Source organism: Roseovarius sp. TE539 (assembly GCF_003298505.1).
Classification (GTDB): Bacteria; Pseudomonadota; Alphaproteobacteria; order Rhodobacterales; family Rhodobacteraceae; genus Roseovarius.
This window is the reverse complement of record NZ_QNGB01000056.1, coordinates 1-3,844: the sequence shown is the minus strand read 5'-3', so window position 1 is coordinate 3,844 and position 3,844 is coordinate 1. Positions and strand designations below refer to the sequence as shown.

The window sequence follows — 3,844 nt, the reverse complement described above, 5'->3', positions numbered from 1 at the left end:
TCGTCGCTTGGCTGTGAAGCTTGATCAGCATGCCGATCTCCCGTCTCGCACCTCGTTCAAAACAGATCGTGCCATGAAAAGCGCGGATCGACGAGGGGCTATGTGATCATCCGGGACGGAACACATACGACGTGAAGAGGCTTTTTGACGTTAAAGAGAATCTGTTCGACAATCCAAAGCCGGTTGATTTGCTGGCAAGCCTTACGTCTTTTGCAACCGATGACGACGATCTGGTTCTAGACCTGTTCGCTGGTTCGGGAACTCTTGCGGAGGCTGTCGCAGGACTGAATGCCAAGGAAGGGACCGACCGAAAAAGCATTTCGATCCAAATGGCTGAACAGATCGAGGAAAAGCACTTTGCCTACAAGAAAGGCTTTAGGAGCATCGCTGAGCTTTCCCGAAAGCGTGCGGCTCTGGCCATTGAAGCAAGCAATGGTTCGGGCCTTCGCGCATTCACACTCGCTAGCGGAAACATGAAACGCTGGGCGGGTATCGAAGCCAAAGACCCTGACACCTACGCAGCGCAGCTAGAGGCCTTCACCGACAGCCTCGCCCCCGACTGGCAACCGCAAGCCGTGATCTGGGAGGTTGCCTTGCGCGAAGGCTACAGCCTGACCGCCAAGGTCGAAGAACTGGACATCGACACCAGCCCGACCTTCTGGCGCGTGTCGGACGAGGATCGCAGCTTCACCATCTGTCTGGACGAGGCCCTGACGCTCGATGCCGTCGCCCCCTTGGGCCTGACCAAAGACGACATGTTCGTCTGCCGCGACACCGCGCTGGACGACACCCTCGCCGCCAACCTCGCCCTGCAATGCCGGTTGAAGGTGGTTTGAGGCCATGAAGTTCAAGTTCGACAGCGAGCAGGAGTATCAGGTCGATGCAGTCGAGAGCGTTGTCGGCCTGTTCGACGGTCAGGCCTTCGTGCGCAATCAGCTTACCGTGCCCAATGGCGCAAGCTTTCAGGTTGTTCCCAACCGGCTGGACCTCACGCCCGACCAGCTCCTCGCCAACCTGCAAAAGGTGCAGGACGAGCGGGGACTGGACCAAGACGACAAGCTGGAAACGCTGACCGCCAAGGTCGAGACCCTGCGCGGCGAGGAAGACATCGCCTTCCCCAACTTCTCGGTCGAGATGGAGACGGGCACCGGCAAAACCTATGTCTACATCCGCACGGCGCTGCGGCTGTACGAGACCTATGGGCTGCGTAAGTTCATCATCGTCGTGCCATCGGTCGCCGTGCGCGAAGGGGTGAAGAAGACGCTGGAAGTGACCAAGCCCCACTTCGACAAGCTCTTCGGCAAGCCGCCGTATCACAACTCAGTCTATCAATCGGCAGACAAGAAGAAGAACTCAGCATCACAGCAAGTTGGGGGTTTTGCCCTGTCGGACGGCGTCGAGATCATGGTTATGACTATCGACGCCTTCAAACGGGACGATAACGTAATCAAGCAATCGAGAGAGGGTTTAGACCCACCGATCTACCAACTTCAAGAAACGCGTCCGGTGTTGATCTTGGACGAGCCGCAGAACATGGAAAGCGACCTGTCGGTGTCCGCTCTGGCCTCGCTCAACCCGATCTGCGCCCTGCGCTACAGCGCAACCCACCGCAACGCTTACAACGTGGTCTATCGGCTGACTCCGTTCGATGCCTACCGCCAAGGGCTTGTGAAGCGCATCGAGGTCGCATCGGTTGTTCAGCAGGATAACGAGAACCTGCCGTTTGTGCGCGTCGAAGAGCTGAACGCCACCAAGCGAACCGTCAGCGCAAAGCTCAGCGTTCACAAGCTCATGGCGACCGGGAAGATCCAAGAGAAGCCGATCACGGTTCGAAGCGGCGATAGTCTGGTCGAGAAGACTGGGCGCGCTGAATACGAAGGGTTCGTCGTTGACGAGATCAATCCCGGATCGGGTTTCATTCGCTTCGCCAACAATCAGGAACTCGCTCTCGGCGGCGAACAAGGCTCCGACCGCGATGCGATATTCGAGGCGCAAATCGCCTTCACCATCGAAGAGCATTTCCGCCGCCAGCGGCGGTTGAAGGAGCACGGCATAAAGGTCTTGTCCCTGTTCTTCATCGACAAGGTGGACAACTACGCCCCCGACGATGGCAAGTTGAAGCTGATGTACGTCAAAGCGTTTGACGAGATCAAGCAGCGGTACGACGAGTGGAAAGACGTCAAGGCAGCCGATGTGCAGAAGGCCTATTTCGCCACCAAGACCAAGAAGACGGGCGAGACGGAAGCCTTGGACAGCACAGGCAAGACCAAGCAGGACGATGAGGCTTTCAACCTCATTATGCGCGAAAAGGAGCGCCTGCTTTCGTTCGATGAGCCGGTTGCGTTCGTCTTCTCACACTCTGCGTTGCGCGAAGGCTGGGACAATCCGAATGTTTTCCAAATCTGCACCATGCGCGAAGTTGGCAGCGACACCGAACGCCGTCAGCAGGTCGGGCGCGGCGTGCGCCTTCCGGTCAATCAGGATGGTGATCGTATCCAAGACGAGCAGATAAACGTCCTGACGGTCATCGCCAGCGAAACCTACGAACGGTTTGTCGCGGGCCTGCAAAGCGAGATCGCACAGGAGTACGGCAAAGAAGGCGTCCCACCGCCGCCGCCCAACCAGCGCAAGCGCAAGACGATCAAGCTGCGCAAACAGTTCCTGCTCAAACCGGAGTTCAAGGAGCTTTGGGAGAAGATCAAGCACAAGACCCGGTACTCTGTGCAGATCGATACCGCAAAGCTGGTGGCGGACACAGTCGCTGAGCTTGACGAGGCGACCATCAGCAAGCCGCGAATCACGGTCTCGAAGGCCAACATCCGTGTTGATGAAGCCGAGGACTTCTTTGAACCCATCGTTCTAAGCGGTGCGAGAACTGCGGTCGATCTTGCTGGGCGCTATCCCCTTCCTAACCTGATCGAAGTTATGGAAAGCCTGATGGAGAACACCTCTCCGCCGATGAGGCTATCCCGACGCACGTTACTTGAGGTTTTCAAAAGGACCTCAAAGCGAGATGAAGCCACGGAAAACCCGCATGATTTTGCCGTTACCGCGGTAAACATCCTCAAGTCCAAACTCGCAGACCAAATGGTGAAAGGCATCAAGTACGAGAAAGATGGTACCTGGTTTGAGCAAAGCCAGTTCTCTGAAGAAATCCCAACTTGGGAAGACTATTTCGTTCCCAGCGTCGAGACCGGTGGCGTAGGAGGCACGCATATCTACGATGGAGTCCGCTGGGACTCCGAGGGGATCGAGAAACAGTTTGTGCTCGACCTTGAGAAACGGGCTGATGTCAGACTCTACATCAAGCTCCCAGACTGGTTTGCCGTCGATACCCCAATCGGGCGGTATTGTCCGGACTGGGCAGTGGTGATGGACGACCCTGCAAACGGCAGGGAGAACCTGTACTTGGTACGGGAGACCAAGGGAACACTCGAACTTGGCGAACTGAGGCCAGATGAGAAAGCCAAAATCAAGTGTGGGCGGCGTCATTTCAGGGACGCCTTGGGGGTCAGCTACAAAGTAGTCACCAATTCTTCTGAGCTACCTGACGGAGGTGTTTGATGCTGACTGTTGGTTTAAGTGGCGTGCGTGCTGGCTAATGTGTCAGGACGCGGGTCTGATACTCAAGTCAGGCCAGATTCTGTAACACGCTAGTTTCCGTCGCATCGAGAGCTGAAACTACCTCACGACCAATTCATGCTGATCAGCTACCTGCCCTAGGCGGCGTCTGCATTTAGCTGATCCAAGCCATTGCGCATGCGAGATCAACGAAGGCTTTGAATGAGCTGACGGATTTCTCGCAACGCAATGCGATCCTGCGGAAGCGTTTGATCTTATTGAA

At 56.3% G+C, this 3,844-nt stretch carries 2 protein-coding genes and 1 pseudogene; 2 read left to right on the top strand and 1 reads right to left on the bottom strand.

Annotated features, from left to right (window positions below):
• Positions 1–131 precede the first annotated feature (131 nt).
• Together DQW77_RS17740 and DQW77_RS17735 are read left to right on the top strand one after the other, a co-directional pair.
• Positions 132–836, top strand: a complete 705-nt coding sequence (locus tag DQW77_RS17740) for a DNA methyltransferase (RefSeq protein WP_181711336.1) — start codon at positions 132–134, stop codon at positions 834–836.
• Positions 837–840: 4 nt separating this feature from the next.
• Entirely contained in the window at positions 841–3,564 is a 2,724-nt protein-coding gene (locus DQW77_RS17735; RefSeq protein ID WP_113259660.1) for a DEAD/DEAH box helicase family protein, read from the top strand.
• A gap of 172 nt (positions 3,565–3,736) precedes the next feature.
• On the opposite strand, the pseudogene DQW77_RS18690 reads toward DQW77_RS17735, so the two are convergent.
• A pseudogene (locus DQW77_RS18690) lies at positions 3,737–3,844 on the bottom strand (IS5/IS1182 family transposase); the annotation flags it as partial.